This is a genomic window from Microbacterium sp. 4-7 (assembly GCF_014332665.1).
Classification (GTDB): Bacteria; Actinomycetota; Actinomycetes; order Actinomycetales; family Microbacteriaceae; genus Microbacterium.
The window spans coordinates 310,329-324,472 of sequence record NZ_MCRH01000006.1 but is presented as its reverse complement, the minus strand read 5'-3'; the positions used below and the strand labels follow the sequence as shown (position 1 = coordinate 324,472).

Genomic DNA, 14,144 nt, shown 5'->3' with positions numbered 1-14,144 from the left:
GATCATGACCACTCCCACCGCTCCCCCGACCACCAGCCCGACCACGGCTCCGATCCAGACCACGCAGCAGGGTCCGGCGATCGCGGTCACCGGTCCGCTGCGCGACCGCTATGACGAGATCCTCACCCCCGAGGCGATCGCGTTCCTCACCGAGCTGCACCACCGGTTCGCCTCGCGCCGCCACGATCGGCTCGCCGACCGGATGCGCCGTCGGTTCGAGATCGGCAACGGCCACGACCCGCGCTTCCGCGACGACACCGCGCACATCCGCGCGGATGCCGACTGGCGGGTCGCAGGCGCGGGGCCGGGTCTCGAGGACCGCCGCGTCGAGATCACGGGTCCGACCGACCCGAAGATGACGATCAACGCACTGAACTCGGGTGCTCGCGTGTGGCTCGCCGACCAGGAGGATGCCACGAGTCCGACCTGGAAGAACGTCGTCGAGGGGCAGCTGTCGCTGCGCGACGCGATCCGCGGCGAGCTGTCCTTCCTCTCCCCCGAAGGCAAGGAGTACCACGTCACCGCCGAGCGCACACCGACGATCGTGATGCGTCCGCGTGGCTGGCACCTGCCGGAGAAGCACCTGCAGTTCACCGACCGCGCGGGGCGCCGCACGGCGGCATCCGGCTCGCTCGTCGACTTCGGCCTGTACTTCTTCCACAACGCGCAGGAGCTCATCGCGAACGGTCGGGGCCCCTACTTCTACATCGCGAAGATCGAGTCGAGCGAGGAGGCGAAGCTGTGGGACGACGTGTTCTCCTTCAGCGAGGAGTACATCGGCATCCCGCACGGCACCGTCCGCGCGACCGTGCTGATCGAGACCCTGCCCGCGGCCTTCGAGATGGACGAGATCCTCTACGAGCTGCGCGACCACTGCGCGGGTCTCAACGCCGGACGCTGGGACTACATCTTCTCGATCATCAAGAACTACCGCGGCCGCGGCGCGCGTTTCGTGCTCCCCGACCGCAGCGAGGTCACGATGACGGTGCCGTTCATGCGGGCGTACACCGAGCTGCTCGTGCAGACCTGCCACAAGCGGGGCGCCTACGCGATCGGCGGCATGAGCGCCTTCATCCCGAACCGCCGCGACCCCGAGGTGACCGAGCGGGCGATCGAGAAGGTCTCCGCCGACAAGAAGCGCGAGGCCGGCGACGGCTTCGACGGCACGTGGGTCGCGCACCCCGATCTGATCCCCACAGCGCTGGCGGAGTTCGACGCCGTGCTCGGCGACCACCCGAACCAGGTCGGCCGCCAGCGCCCCGAGGTCATGGTGACCGCGTCGCAGCTGCTCGACCTGCACATCGGGCGGCCGATCACCGCGCAGGGCGTGCGCGACAACGTGTCGGTGGCGATCCGCTACCTCGAGGCATGGCTGCGAGGGCTTGGCGCCGTGGCGATCGACAACCTGATGGAGGATGCCGCGACGGCGGAGATCAGCCGTTCGCAGGTGTGGCAGTGGATCCACCAGGACCGCTCCACCGAGGACGGCACCGCGATCACCGCCGACTACGTCGAGAGCCTGATCGCGGAGGTCCTCGGCGAGGTCGACCGGCACGACGGCGACAGGTTCGACGATGCCGCCTCGGTGTTCCGCGACGTCGCCCTGCAGGAGGAGTTCCCGGCGTTCCTCACACTCGGCGCCTACAGCAGGTTCCTCGTCGAGGAGGCCTGAGAGTCTGACGAGGAGCCCCTCGGATGCCGCCATCGGCAGCCGAGGGGCTCCTCGTGCGTGATGCGGAGGACCGCCGGAGCCCGCCGTCGCCGGCGGGCGTAGCCTGAGAACATGAGCGACGTGTGGTCTGACATCTCGTCCGAGTTCCTTCACCTCTACCCGCGAGGGCGCCGACTGATCGCGGTCGCCGGAGCGGATGCCGAGCGCTCGCGTCGAGCGGCGGACGACCTCGCGACGGCGCTGATCACCGCCGGGCAGCACGTGGAGCGCGCGCACAGCACGGATGCCGATGAAGCGGCGTTGCGCGGCGACGTGATCGCTCCGTTCCGCACCGGCTCCGATCCGGCGACGGTCCTGATCGTCTCGGGCCCGGCAGCGCTGCTCAGCCCGACGGCGAGGGGCATCTGGAACTTCATCGTGTGGCAGCTCGCCGATGATGAGTCCCCGCACTCGATCGCCGGCGCGATCGTCGACGTGACGGACCCGGCGGCTCCGACGCGGCGTTTCGCCGACTACTGCGCGCTGCCTTCCTCGTTCGGCGCGTGACGCCGAGGGGATTCGCGGGTGCCCCGGTCTCCCCTGACCGAAGCACCCGCACGTCCACCCGCGCCCTCGCGCAGGTGGTCCGTCATGCCCGACGCTTTCGCGCCTGTCCCCCGAACTTCCGGACGGGCGATCCCGCCGCGTCCGGAAGCCGTGACGGCCGATGCGCCAGGAGCGGAGCTCCGTCGCGATCTGCCGTCATGGCCCGCCTGGGGACACGGGCAGGTTCAGGTTAGGAGCGGCTCCGACGATCCGGAAGCGCCGCAGGACGTTGCGTCACCCGGTGCGCTCGGCCCGGCACGCAGAACCTCAGATGGCACGAGATTCGCGATCATGTGTCACTCTCTGTCGGGGTCGGCGAAGCAGCCGGACCGCACACGGCAGGCCCGCGCGGGCGCGCGCGTCGGTCGGCGACGGACAGCCCCGACCGGGTCGGCCCGATGGGCCGGCCTCGGTCAGGCGGTGGGGGCGGACTGCTCGTCGCTGAGCAGCATCGCCTCGGCGAGACGCGGCGGCTGCGTGCGGGCCGCGAGGCGGAAGGCACTGGGACTGTGCCCCACGTGCCGGGAGAACTGGGCCCGAAGCGCGGACGCGTCGGCGAAACCGGAGCGGGCTGCGACCGCCGCAAGGTCCTGCGGGGGTGTCGACAGCAGCTCTTCGCGCGCCGTCACGAGACGCCGACGCAGCAAGCGGTTCGCCGGGCTCTCGTCGGCACCTTCATACAGGCGGAACAGCTGGCGACGGCTGACGTGCAGGTCGGCGGCGAGCTCTGCGATGCCGAATGCCGGATCACGATGCCGCCGCTCGATGATGCGCCCCGCCTCCGCGCGGAACTCACTCGTCCGGCTGGTCTCGCCGTCGCCGGGGAACTGTCGGAAGAGCCCTCGCACGAGCGCGATCAGCGCCGCCTCGGTGCCGGCGAGCGCCCCCTGACCCTGATCCGGATCCTGCGCCCACTCGAACAGCATCCGCGCGAGCGAGGCTCCCGCTGCCCGGGTGAGTGGGGTGTCCGGGAACATGTCGGCCCCTCGAGCGAGGACGTGCCGATAGCCGGGGAGGGCCGCCACGGGAACGACGACCCCGGTCGAGTTGGTGACCCCGAACTGCTCGACGGCCGATGGGCCCAGGCTCGACATGAAGCCGACGCGGCCGACGCCCATGGCCTGCACCCCCGCCGCGGTGTTCAGGCGCTGCCCGCCCTGCTGCACCATCCCGACGATGATGATGTCCTCGCCCTCGGCGATCGCTCGCTCGTAGCTCACGGTGTGCGCCGTCTCGAGGGTGCTGTAGAGCATGGTCGAGCCGATGGACCTGCGAAGCAGCGCCGCCTCGAACGCATCCGGGTCGTCGGCCTTCATCGCGCCGAAGTTCGACAGCTGCAGCATGCCGATTCGACCGTCGAGGCGAATGACCTGCTCGGAGAACCACGAGGGAAACGCGAGCGTCTCGGCGCCTCCGATCGATGACGACCACAGTCCGCCCGAAAGCCGGGCGAGCCAGCCGGCCAACTCCGCGTCGTCGATCATTCGCCCCATCGCAACCCCCAGCGGAAGCCCGCCGCGTGCGCATCGGCTGCTCCGTCCCCGCCCTCACCCTAGGTTCGCGCCAGGAGCCATGCAATATACGTTGCGTGCGCCCACGACAGCGGCGCGCCGCCAGCCGTCTTGCGGGTCAGCGGAACGACGCAGCCACCGAGTTGCGGTGGTAGTCGAACACGATGCTGGTCCTGGTCGAGGCGACGCTGCTCTGGGCTGAGAGATGCTCGAGCACGAACTCGCGCATCTCCGATGAGTCGGCCACCGCGATGTGCAGGAGGAAGTCGTCATCCCCGCCGAGGAAGAAGACCTGGATCACCTGGGGGAGAGCGCGCACACGGTCGGCGAACTCGACGATGCTCTCGCGCCGAGCGCTCGGTCGAAGGCTCACTCCGATGATGGCCTGCAGGCCGGCGCCCAGCTTCCGCTCGTCGACGCTGGCATGGAAACCGCTGATGACTCCGCGTTCGACGAGTGCGCGCAGACGCGCGTGCGCGGTCGACGGTGCGACTCCGAGGTGACCCGCGAGCTCGGCGTTCGTCATCCGACCGTCCGCGCTCAGCAGCTGTACGATCCTCGCGTCGATGGCGTCGAGAGCCGGTGCCCGAAGGGTGTTCGGCTGAGGGGTTTCGGGTGACGTCTCCATGCGAACGATTATGCAGGAATCACCCCAAGCGCGAATCTTCTTCAGGCATTCTGTCGAATGATCGAAGTTTCTGCGATTCTGAAATGCACTCACGCAACCGTCACTTGGAGGATCGATGAAGATCGGCGTGCCGACCGAGGTCAAGAACAACGAGAACCGCACCGCGCTCACCCCCGCAGGCGCAGACCGTCTGGTGCACGAGGGCCACCGCGTGCTCGTGCAGTCCGGAGCGGGCGTCGGTTCGGGCATCTCCGACGAGGCCTACCGGATAGCCGGCGCCGAGATCGTCGACACCGCCGAGGAGACCTGGGGCGAGGCGGAGCTGCTCATCAAGGTCAAGGAGCCGATCGCCCAGGAGTACGGGTTCCTGCGCTCGGATCTCACCCTCTTCACCTACCTGCATCTCGCCGCCGACCGAGCGCTGACCACGGCGCTCGTCGACGCGGGCACCACCGCCGTCGCCTACGAGACGGTGCAGCTGCCCGACCGCAGCCTCCCTCTGCTCGTGCCGATGAGCGAGATCGCGGGACGCCTGTCCGTGACGATGGGGTCATACTCCCTCATGCGATCCGCAGGAGGACGGGGCGTGCTCATGGGAGGCATCGCGGGCGCCCCGCGCGCCAAGACCGTCGTGATCGGCGGCGGTGTCGCCGGTGAGCACGCGGCCGCGAACGCGCTCGGGCTCGGATCACAGGTGACCGTCATCGACATCTCGCTGCCGCGACTCCGCGAGCTCGAGCACCGCTACGGCGGTGCTCTGCAGACTCGCGCGTCGAGCCGGTATGACATCGCCGAAGAGCTCGCGACGGCCGACCTGGTCATCGGATCCGTGCTCATCCCCGGGGCTGCGGCGCCGAAGCTCGTGACCGACGACATGGTCGCGACCATGAAGCCCGGATCCGTGCTGGTCGACATCGCCATCGACCAGGGCGGATGCTTCGAAGGCTCGCGCCCCACGACGCACGACGACCCGACGTTCGCGGTGCACGACTCGATCTACTACTGCGTCGCGAACATGCCGGGCGCGGTGCCCGAGACGGCCACGCGGGCATTGACCAATGCCACACTCCCGTATGTCTCGGCCATCGCCGGCAAGGGGTGGGAGCGTGCAGCAGCCGACGACACCGCGCTGGCCCAGGGCCTCAACGTCCAGGGCGGCCGCATCACCCTGGATGTCGTTGCGCGCGCGCACGGCATGCACACCGCCTGAGCGGAGAGCATCAGCACGAAAGAACCGTGATTCTTGACGACCATTCACTCGTCATCGGCGAGGTCGACCCGGGTACGCTCGTAGTCGTGACCGAACGCGCTCCTCTCTCCCGCAAGCTCTCCGCCATCGCCGAATCCGCGACCCTCAAGGTCGACGCCAAGGCCAAGGCGCTCAAGGCCGAAGGCAAGCCGATCATCTCGTACGCCGCCGGCGAGCCCGATTTCGCGACCCCGCAGTTCATCGTCGACGCGGCCGCCGAGGCGCTCGCCGATCCCGCCAGCTACCGGTACACCCCGGCTCCGGGCCTGCCCGCGCTGCGCGAGGCGATCGCCGCGAAGACGCTGCGTGACTCCGGTCTCGAGGTCTCGCCGAGCCAGGTCATCGTGACCAACGGCGGCAAGCAGTCGGTCTACCAGGCGTTCCAGGCCGTGGTGAACCCGGGCGACGAAGTGCTTCTGCCGGCGCCGTACTGGACGACCTACCCCGAGGCGATCCGTCTTGCGGACGGCACGCCGGTCGAGGTCTTCGCGGGCGCCGATCAGGACTACAAGGTCACCGTCGACCAGCTCGAGGCCGCACGCACCGAGCGCACGACCGCGCTCGTGTTCGTGTCGCCCTCCAACCCCACCGGATCGGTGTACACGGCCGAGGAGACGGCGGCGATCGGCGAGTGGGCACTCGAGCACGGCATCTGGGTCATCTCCGACGAGATCTACCAGAACCTCACCTATGAGGGCGTCAAGGCGACCTCCATCGTCGAGGCCGTGCCCGCGGTGGCGGGGCAGACGATCCTCGTCAACGGCGTCGCGAAGACCTACGCCATGACCGGCTGGCGCGTGGGCTGGATGGTCGGACCGGCGGATGCCATCAAGGTCGCCGCGAACCTGCAGTCCCACCTGTCGAGCAACGTCAACAACGTCGCACAGAAGGCGGCGATCGCTGCCCTCAACGGGCCCCAGACCGAAGCCGAGCAGTTCCGCGAGGCGTTCGACCGCCGCCGCCGCCTCATCGTGTCCGAACTGTCGAAGATCGACGGACTCGTGGTGCCGAACCCGCTGGGCGCCTTCTACGTCTACCCCGACGTGCAGGGTCTGCTCGGACGCACGTGGGGCGGCAAGACGCCGACGACCTCGCTCGAGCTCGCCGACCTCATCCTCGAGCAGGCCGAGGTGGCCGTCGTCCCGGGCGAGGCATTCGGTCCCTCCGGGTACATCCGCATGTCGTACGCGCTCGGCGACGACCAGCTCCTCGAGGGTGTGCAGCGACTGCAGCGTCTGTTCGCCTGAGGCCGGTCTGCGACGAGATCAGTCCTCGTCGTGGAAGCCGATCAGCCAGCGGATGCCGTAGCGGTCGGTGACGGTGCCGTCGTAGTCACCCCACACGCGCTGCTGCAGGGCGTCGGTCACTCGGCCGTGCTCTGACAGCCGGTCGAACCAGCTCGTCAGCGTCGACGCGTCGGCGGTGCCGAGCAGAGAGAGGAACATCCCGCTCATCTGCACGGCATCGTCGTCCGCGCCGGCATCCGCTCCCGCCAGTTCGACCGGTCCTGAGAGCTGCCCGTGGGCGACCGCATCGGCCGGACCGTCTGCACGACCCGCACTGGCATAGTCGACGAGCTGAAGCTCTCCTCCGAAGACGTCACGGTAGTGCTCCAGCGCTTCGGCCGCGTTTCCGGGAAACAGCAGGTACGGGATCAGTCCGCTCATGCCGCGAGTGTACGGCGAACGGGCGACGTTGTCAGGCGGGCGCGGGCTCGCTGCGTCGCGACTCAGAGCTCGACGCCCAGCAGCACGGGCTCCGGCTGCAGCACGAGACCGAACTCCGAATGGACGCGGCTCTGGATGAATCGTGCGAGCTCCGAGACCTCGGCCGCTGTCGCCCCGCCCCGGTTGGTGAGGGCGAGCGCGTGCTTCGTCGAGACCGAGGCGCGCGAGCGCGGCAGCTTGAACCCCTTGCGGATTCCGGCCTGCTCGATCAGCCACGCTGCACTCACCTTGACGTCGGGGGCCTCCGGCTTGGCGGGAGGGACATACCCGTCGTACGAGGCGAGCGGGATCACCGTGACGGTATCCAGATCCGGGGTCACCGGCCACCGCGGGCACTCGGGCGGCAGAGCACGGGCCACGACCTCCGGCACGATCGCGTTCTGGAAGAACGAGCCGACGCCATGGGTGTCCGGATCGTTCTCGTCGAGCAGCATCCCCTTCGAGGCGCGGGTGGCGAGGATCCGCTCGCGCACCCAGGTCAGCGGCACCGGGGCGTCGGAGTCCAGACCCAGCGCCCTCCTGAGCTGCTCGCCGCGCACCACGCGCTCGTCAGCGACGAGAAGGTCGACCGTGACCGACAGGATGACGGCCCGACGCTGCGGCACGCTGCCGTAGTGATGCTTGAGCACGGAGGTGCGGAAACCGAGCCCCAGTTCGGATGCCGGCACCACCGACACCTCGCCGGTGGCCTCGTCGATCAGCTCGACCTCGACCAGGGTCTCCTGGATCTCCTGCCCGTACGCCCCGATGTTCTGCACGGGCGAGGCGCCGACGGTGCCCGGGATGCCGCTCATCGCCTCGAGACCGGCGTAACCGTGCTCGACCGCATAGGCGACGAGATCGTCCCAGCCATGCCCCGCCTGCACACGCAGCCTGATGCGTCCCGCGTGCGGCGAGGGCAGCTCCTCGATGCCGCGGGTGAGGACGCGGATGACCGTCCCCTCGAACGACTCGTCGCCGATGAACAGGTTGGATCCTCCGCCCAGCACGAACCACTCGTCGCCGCGTGACCAGACATCGGTGAGCGCGTCGATCAGCTCCGCCGTGGTCGATGCCTCGAGCATGCGCTCCGGGGCGCCTCCCGTGCGCAGGGTCGTGAGAGTCGCGAGCCTCAGCGGCTCGACCTCGTGCACAGCGCCGCCCATCAGGAGGCGACGCGCAGCTGCGCCTTGACGAGGACCGTCGTCTCAGCGAACGTGACCTTGAGATCGATCCGAGTCGACTCGTCGTCGACGGCACCGACGGTCGCGATGACGTGGAGGTCCGCTCCCTCGGTCGGGTGCACCACGACCGGCTTGGTGAAGCGCACGCCGTAGTCGAGAATCCGCGTTCCCGGTTCGAGAGCCGCGACGACCACCGACGACGCGATGCCCATCGTGAGCATGCCGTGCGCGAGCACTCCCGGCAGACCCACCTCGGCGGCGATGTCGTCCCGGTAGTGGATCGGATTGAAGTCACCCGATGCTCCTGCGTACCGCACGAGCGATTCGCGGGTGAGATGGACGGTGCGCTCCGCGACGACGTCTCCGACAGCGAACGGCATCACTCGGCTCCTTCTTCCGCGCCGACCAGCAGCACGCTGGTGGCGGTGACGACGTGCTCGCCGTCGGCATCCGTGATCTCGGCCGCGCTGGTGATCATGGCGTTTCCGCCCATCATGCGGATGCCGGTCACGCGCAGTCGACCTGTGAGCTCGTCACCCGCGACGATGGGGCGCGAGTACGCGAACTTCTGCTCGGCGTGGATCGTGCGCGCCAGGACGATGCCGGAATGCGGTTCGGCGAGGAGCTGCTGGAGAGTGTGGTCCTGGATGACCATCGCGAACGTCGGGGGCGCGACGACGTCGGCGAAACCGGCTGCGCGAGCCGCCTCGACGTCGGTGTGCTGCGGTGCATCGGCGAAGACGGCACGCGCGAACTCACGCACCTTCTCACGGCCGACGAGGTAAGGGGACGTCGGCGGGAACTCCCGGCCGACCAGATCTTGGTTGACTGCCACCCCTCGATCCTACTTTCTCGGTCATGGGGCACGGTGCCCGTAAGCCGGAACTAAGGGCGTTCAGTCCTCCTTCTTGCGCCCCTTGATCGCCTTCATCGCCATCTGCACCGCGATCACCACGAGGTATGCCGCGAACAGCATGTTGCCCACCGTGGGGTCGATCAGAGTGGCCAGCCAGGCTCCGAGCGCGGTGGTCGTGCAGGCGGAGACCCCGACGATCGCCGCGGCGACGAGATCGACGTTGTGATTGCGCAGGTTGCCGATGGTGCCCGAGATCGCGGTCGGGATCATCATGAGCAGCGACGTGCCCTTGGCCACGAGGTCGCTCGTGCCGAATGCGAGCATCAGCACGGGCACCACGATCACGCCCCCGCCTACACCGATCAGACCGGCGAGGACTCCGGTGCCGACTCCGACCGCGAGCAGCGCGAGCCCGTTGAGCAGCTCCAGCTCGAACTCGGCGTCGCGCGAAGGGACGACCAGGAACAGGCTCACGATCACGATCGCCAGGAAGCCGACGAAGAACCAGCGCAGCACCGTCTGCGAGATCTTCGGCAGCAGCCGCGTGCCGATCTGCGCACCCACCACGGCGCCTGCCGCCAGGATGAGAGCGGGGATCCACGCCACCGATCCGTTGATCGCGTAGGAGATCACGCCCACCGTCGCCGTCGGGACGATCGCTGCGAGCGACGTGCCGGCGCCGAGACGCTGATTGAAATGCAGGAAGAGCACAAGTAGCGGAACGATCACCGTGCCGCCGCCGACGCCGAAGAGGCCGGAGAGGAGGCCTGCGATCAGGCCGATTCCGATGAATGCCGTATAGGCGCGAGGCCCTCTGCTCAGGGTCTCTGCATCGCTCACCGGATCAGCCTACTCTCCGCGGCGTCGGCACCTCGGTCATGTGTCCTCCATACCCCTGGGACCGGGTCTCCTCCTGTGCGACACTGGATCGCATCAGACGGCGTCGTCGATGACCCGGATCGAAGGAGATCTCATGGTGCGCAGTTCCTATCCCGATGTCGAGATCCCCGCGGTCTCGATCCACCAGTTCCTCTTCGGAGACGTCGAGGAAGACCGTCTCGACGCAGTCGCCCTCGTCGACGGAGTCAGCGGCGCCACCACGACCTACCGTCAGCTGATCGCCCAGATCGACCTCTTCGCGGGCGCGCTCGCAGCGCGAGGGGTGGACGTCGGGACGAAGGTCGGGGTTCTCTGTCCCAACATCCCGGCCTTCGCGACGGTCTTCCACGGCATCCTGCGGGCAGGAGCGACGGCGACCACGATCAACTCCCTGTACACGGCCGAGGAGATCGCGAACCAGCTGACCGACGCCGAGGCGACGTGGCTGATCACCGTCTCGCCGCTGCTGCCGGGCGCGAAGGCCGCCGCGGACGCCGTCGGACTCGCCGACGACCACGTGATCGTCCTCGACGGCGCCGAGGGGCATCCGTCGCTGCCTGCCCTGCTCGGCGAGGGTCGCCCCGCTCCCGAGGTGAGCTTCGACCCGGCGACGCATCTCGCCGTACTCCCCTACTCCTCGGGAACGACCGGCCGGCCCAAGGGCGTCATGCTGACCCACCGCAACCTGATCGCGAACGTCAGCCAGTGCCGCTCGACGATCTCTCTCGGTGACGACGACCGAGTACTCGCCGTCCTGCCGTTCTTCCACATCTACGGGATGACGGTGCTGCTGAACTTCGCGCTGCGCCAGCGCGCGGCTCTTGTCACGATGCCGAAGTTCGACCTGACGGAGTTCCTCCGGGTCGTGCAGGAGCACCGGACGAGCTGGGTCTTCATCGCGCCGCCGATCGCCGTCGCGCTCGCGAAGCATCCGCTCATCGATCAGTACGACACCTCCGCGATCAAGGTCATCTTCTCGGGGGCTGCTCCGCTCGACGGCGCTCTCGCATCCGCAGTGGCCGATCGGCTGGGGTGCACGGTCTGTCAGGGCTACGGAATGACGGAGACGAGCCCGGTCACGCACGCGATCCCGTACGACCGCCCTGACATCGACCGCTCGTCCGTGGGGATGCTGCTCGCGAACACGGAGGCGCGTCTCGTCGCGGAGGACGGCTCCGATGTCACTGCGCCGGCCGAGGGCGCCAGCGAACCGGGCGAGCTCCTGATCCGCGGTCCCCAGGTGATGGCCGGATACCTCAACCGGCCGGATGCGACGGCCGAGATGCTCGACAGCGACGGCTGGCTTCACACCGGCGACGTGGCGACGGTGACGCACGACGGCATCTTCCGGATCGTCGACCGTCTCAAGGAGCTCATCAAGTACAAGGGCTACCAGGTCGCGCCGGCCGTGCTCGAGGCGGTCCTGCTCGAGCATCCGGCCATCGCCGATGCGGCCGTGATCGGCGTGCCCGACGCGGATGGACAGGAGGTACCCAAGGCGTTCGTGGTCGCGCAGCAGGGAGCAGACCTCGACGCGGATGCGGTGATGGCGCACGTCGCCGCCCATGTCGCGCCTCATGAGAAGGTGAGGCAGGTCGAGTTCATCGACGCCATTCCCAAGTCGGCATCCGGCAAGATCCTGCGCAAGGATCTGCGCGCACGCTGAGTCCAGGCGCCGGATACACGAAGAAGCCCGCCGTCCCTCACGGGGCGGCGGGCTTCTTCGAGTGAGCGAGGTGCTTACTCGGACTTCTTCTCGACAGCGTCCTCGGCGGCAGCCTCGGCTGCTTCGCCCTCGGCCTGCGACTCGGCGCCGGCCTCGACGGTCTCGTCTGCCGGAGCCTCCTCGACGGGAGCCTCCTCAGCGGGAGCCTCCTCGACGACCTCGGCCGGCTTCTCAGCCTTGGCAGCCTTCTTGGTGGACTTCGCCTTGGGGGTGACGGGCTCGAGAACGAGCTCGATCACTGCCATGGGGGCGTTGTCACCCTTGCGGTTGCCGACCTTCGTGATGCGGGTGTAGCCACCCTCACGGTCTGCGACCAGCGGTGCGATCTCGGCGAAGAGCGTGTGCACGACGCTCTTGTCGCCGATGACCGAGAGAACGCGACGACGAGCGTGCAGGTCTCCGCGCTTGGCGAAGGTGATCAGGCGCTCGGCGAGCGGACGCAGGCGCTTGGCCTTGGTCTCGGTCGTCTTGATCGACTTGTGGGTGTACAGAGCCGCCGCGAGGTTGGCAAGCAGCAGGCGCTCGTGTGCGGGGCCGCCTCCGAGGCGGGGACCCTTAGTGGGCTTGGGCATAATCGTCTAACTCCTGGTCAGAAAGGTCGGGTATCAGAAGGACTCGTCTTCGCTGCCGCCGTAGAAGTGGGCGCCGTCGAAACCGGGCACCGAATCCTTGAGCGACAGACCGAGCGAGATGAGCTTGTCGCGCACCTCGTCGACCGACTTCTGGCCGAAATTGCGGATGTTCATGAGCTGCGTCTCCGACAGGGCGACGAGCTCGGAAACAGTGTTGATGCCCTCACGCTTCAGGCAGTTGTACGAGCGGACGGAGAGGTCGAGGTCCTCGATCGGCATCGACAGCTCGCTGGAGTTCACTGCCTCCACCGGTGCCGGGCCGATCTCGATGCCCTCAGCCTCGACGTTCAGCTCGCGGGCGAGACCGAACAGCTCGGTGAGCGTCTTCGCAGCCGAAGCGACGGCGTCGCGGGGGCTGATGGCGGACTTGGTCTCGACGTCGAGGACGAGCTTGTCGAAGTCGGTGCGCTCACCCGCACGGGTGGCGTCGACGCGGTAGCTGACCTTGAGCACCGGCGAGTAGATCGAGTCGATCGGGATCTGACCGGCCTCGGCGTACTCGTTGCGGTTCTGCGTCGCCGAGACGTAGCCGCGGCCACGCTCGATCGTGAGCTCGAGCTCGAACTTCGCCGTCTCGTTGAGCGTCGCGATGACGAGCTCGGGGTTCTGGACCTCGACACCGGCCGGAGCCGAGATGTCAGCGGCGGTCACTTCGCCCGAACCGGTCTTGCGCAGATAAGCGGTGATGGGCTCGTCGCGCTCCGACGAGACCACGAGCTGCTTGATGTTGAGGATGATCTCGGTGACATCCTCCTTCACGCCGGGGATGGTGCTGAACTCGTGCAGCACGCCGTCGATGCGAACGCTGGTGACCGCGGCGCCGGGGATCGACGACAGCAGGCTGCGACGAAGCGCGTTGCCGATCGTGTATCCGAAGCCGGGCTCCAGAGGCTCGATGATGAACCGGCTACGGTTCTCGACGATCTTTTCCTCGGTCAGTGTGGGACGCTGTGCAATAAGCACTCTGTGTTCCTTTCGATCACATGCCCGCTATATGACATGTGGTGGGGTGAGGTCTTGAGTTTTGGGAGTCGATGCCCGCGCTGGCGGGCGTCGAGCCGCTCGGACCCGAAGGACCGAGCGGCTCAACAAGCCGGATCAGACGCGGCGGCGCTTCGGCGGGCGGCAGCCGTTGTGCGCCTGCGGCGTGACGTCCTGGATCGAGCCGACCTCGAGGCCGGCGGCCGTCAGCGAGCGGATCGCGGTCTCGCGACCCGAGCCCGGTCCCTTGACGAAGACGTCGACCTTCTTGACGCCGTGCTCCTGCGCCTGGCGGGCGGCCGACTCGGCAGCCATTCCAGCGGCGTAGGGCGTCGACTTGCGCGAGCCCTTGAAGCCCACGCCACCCGACGATGCCCAGCTGATGACAGCGCCGGACGGGTCGGTGATCGAGACGATCGTGTTGTTGAACGTCGACTTGATGTGGGCGTGGCCCAGCGCGATGTTCTTCTTTTCCTTGCGGCGCGGCTTGCGCGCGGCGGCCTTGGGTGCAGCCATGAAAGTGTTCTCCTAGTCC

Annotated in this window: 15 protein-coding genes; 5 read left to right on the top strand and 10 right to left on the bottom strand. The window is 68.2% G+C overall.

Going from position 1 to position 14,144, the window contains the following annotated elements:
- Positions 1–4: 4 nt before the first annotated feature.
- Together aceB and BEP68_RS14025 are read left to right on the top strand one after the other, a co-directional pair.
- A complete protein-coding gene (aceB, locus tag BEP68_RS14030; RefSeq protein WP_261987852.1) occupies positions 5–1,672 on the top strand; it encodes a malate synthase A in 1,668 nt (555 codons plus the stop codon).
- A gap of 111 nt (positions 1,673–1,783) precedes the next feature.
- Entirely contained in the window at positions 1,784–2,218 is a 435-nt protein-coding gene (locus BEP68_RS14025) for a hypothetical protein (RefSeq protein WP_187250338.1), read from the top strand.
- A 452-nt stretch (positions 2,219–2,670) separates the two neighbouring features.
- On the opposite strand, the gene BEP68_RS14020 is transcribed toward BEP68_RS14025, so the two are convergent.
- Positions 2,671–3,741, bottom strand: a complete 1,071-nt coding sequence (locus BEP68_RS14020) for an AraC family transcriptional regulator (protein WP_187250337.1) — start codon at positions 3,739–3,741, stop codon at positions 2,671–2,673.
- Between the two features lie 145 nt (positions 3,742–3,886).
- Complete coding sequence (locus tag BEP68_RS14015; RefSeq protein ID WP_053097462.1) at positions 3,887–4,396, bottom strand: Lrp/AsnC family transcriptional regulator; 510 nt, start codon at positions 4,394–4,396, stop codon at positions 3,887–3,889.
- A 115-nt stretch (positions 4,397–4,511) separates the two neighbouring features.
- On the opposite strand from BEP68_RS14015, the gene ald reads away from it, so the two are divergent.
- Positions 4,512–5,606, top strand: coding sequence for an alanine dehydrogenase (gene ald / locus BEP68_RS14010; RefSeq protein ID WP_187250336.1), 1,095 nt, complete (start codon positions 4,512–4,514; stop codon positions 5,604–5,606).
- Positions 5,607–5,692: 86 nt separating this feature from the next.
- Complete coding sequence (locus BEP68_RS14005; RefSeq protein WP_053099212.1) at positions 5,693–6,892, top strand: pyridoxal phosphate-dependent aminotransferase; 1,200 nt, start codon at positions 5,693–5,695, stop codon at positions 6,890–6,892.
- 18 nt (positions 6,893–6,910) lie between these two features.
- Here the strand turns inward: BEP68_RS14005 and BEP68_RS14000 are convergent, their stop codons facing one another.
- The 5 genes from BEP68_RS14000 to BEP68_RS13980 form a co-directional block, all read right to left on the bottom strand.
- Complete coding sequence (locus BEP68_RS14000) at positions 6,911–7,312, bottom strand: VOC family protein (protein ID WP_187250335.1); 402 nt, start codon at positions 7,310–7,312, stop codon at positions 6,911–6,913.
- 62 nt (positions 7,313–7,374) lie between these two features.
- On the bottom strand, positions 7,375–8,517 hold the full coding sequence (locus BEP68_RS13995; RefSeq protein WP_222839411.1) for a UDP-N-acetylmuramate dehydrogenase: 1,143 nt from the start codon (positions 8,515–8,517) through the stop codon (positions 7,375–7,377).
- The gene (locus BEP68_RS13990; RefSeq protein WP_056279756.1) at positions 8,517–8,915 is read right to left on the bottom strand and encodes a MaoC/PaaZ C-terminal domain-containing protein; all 399 of its coding nucleotides are present in this window, start codon (positions 8,913–8,915) and stop codon (positions 8,517–8,519) included. The genes BEP68_RS13995 and BEP68_RS13990 overlap by 1 nt, the downstream gene beginning before the upstream one ends.
- Entirely contained in the window at positions 8,915–9,370 is a 456-nt protein-coding gene (locus BEP68_RS13985) for a MaoC family dehydratase N-terminal domain-containing protein (RefSeq protein WP_187250334.1), read from the bottom strand. The genes BEP68_RS13990 and BEP68_RS13985 overlap by 1 nt, the downstream gene beginning before the upstream one ends.
- 60 nt (positions 9,371–9,430) lie before the next feature.
- Complete coding sequence (locus tag BEP68_RS13980) at positions 9,431–10,231, bottom strand: sulfite exporter TauE/SafE family protein (protein ID WP_187250333.1); 801 nt, start codon at positions 10,229–10,231, stop codon at positions 9,431–9,433.
- Positions 10,232–10,364: 133 nt separating this feature from the next.
- On the opposite strand from BEP68_RS13980, the gene BEP68_RS13975 reads away from it, so the two are divergent.
- A complete protein-coding gene (locus BEP68_RS13975; RefSeq protein WP_187250332.1) occupies positions 10,365–11,936 on the top strand; it encodes an AMP-binding protein in 1,572 nt (523 codons plus the stop codon).
- A 74-nt stretch (positions 11,937–12,010) separates the two neighbouring features.
- On the opposite strand, the gene rplQ is transcribed toward BEP68_RS13975, so the two are convergent.
- From rplQ to rpsK, 3 genes are all read right to left on the bottom strand, one after another.
- Positions 12,011–12,568, bottom strand: coding sequence for a 50S ribosomal protein L17 (gene rplQ / locus BEP68_RS13970; protein WP_053097470.1), 558 nt, complete (start codon positions 12,566–12,568; stop codon positions 12,011–12,013).
- A gap of 33 nt (positions 12,569–12,601) precedes the next feature.
- Entirely contained in the window at positions 12,602–13,591 is a 990-nt protein-coding gene (locus BEP68_RS13965; RefSeq protein WP_042538798.1) for a DNA-directed RNA polymerase subunit alpha, read from the bottom strand.
- Positions 13,592–13,726: 135 nt separating this feature from the next.
- Positions 13,727–14,125: a 30S ribosomal protein S11 gene (rpsK, locus tag BEP68_RS13960; protein ID WP_045253826.1), complete on the bottom strand. Its 399-nt coding sequence runs from the start codon at positions 14,123–14,125 to the stop codon at positions 13,727–13,729.
- Between the last annotated feature and the right edge of the window lie 19 nt (positions 14,126–14,144).